1 protein-coding gene is annotated in these 842 nt (G+C 54.2%); it reads right to left on the bottom strand.

The window, feature by feature from the left end:
* The coding region (locus D1646_RS22495) for a recombinase family protein (RefSeq protein ID WP_201754815.1) at positions 1-842 on the bottom strand (842 nt) is incomplete at both ends.

Below are 842 nucleotides of genomic sequence, written 5' to 3'. Positions count from 1 at the left end.
TCATACAGCTTTTTCACAAGCCCGTCAAGCTCTTTATGCCGCTTCTGTGCCTTGCTGATTTTCTGCTTACATTCCTTGACGGTCTTTTCTTGGTTCTGGTCGGACGCTTCCCGGACACGCTCGGCAAACTCTTTTTCATTGTGCCGTACATACCAGCTTACCCGTTGGATAACGGCAAGGATAGCGGCTTCAACCTTTGCCGTGGGGATATGGTGCATGGTGCAGTCATGGATTAAATGGCGGTAGCCGGAACAGATAAAAGCGTCCTCAATCCATTTCCCTTGCACAAGGGTATAGCGGTGTGTGAGTTTTGAGCCGCAGTCGGCGCAGTAGAGAAGCCCGGTCAAGCGGTTGGGGGCGTTCTGCCGCTTAGGTGCGCGGCGCACGGTTTCCCGTATCTTCTGTACGGTCTGCCATGTTTCCACGTCAACAATGGCGGGGATTGCGCCCTCAAAAATATACTGTTCTTCCGGCGCGGTCTTGCGGCTGCTTTTGGTCTTGTAGTTCTCGCATACGGTTTTCCCTAATACCTTGCGTCCTGTGTATTCCGGGCGTTTCAGTATGTAGCCGATAGTGGTCGCTGACCATGCGTAGGGGTCTATGTATTTTGCCGCCCGGACTGGCTCGCCTGTCCGCTTCCAATGCTCGGACGGGATAGGGATTTTCTCGGCGCGGAGTGCCTTTGCTATGCTGGCTACGGTTTCCCCGGCAAGGACGCTCTGGAAGATACGGCGCACAACGGCGGCGGCTTCTTCGTCAATTATCCATTCGCCTTTTTCCTCTTTGGAAGCGCGGTAGCCATAGCAGACACTACCAGAGCAGCGCAAGCCCTTTTCCATTCT

Origin of the sequence: Pseudoflavonifractor sp. 60 (assembly GCF_009911645.1) — a bacterium.
In the GTDB taxonomy this organism is placed as follows: Bacteria; Bacillota; Clostridia; order Oscillospirales; family Oscillospiraceae; genus Lawsonibacter.
The sequence above is the reverse complement of the archived record's forward strand: the minus strand, read 5'-3'. Positions and strand labels throughout refer to the sequence as shown.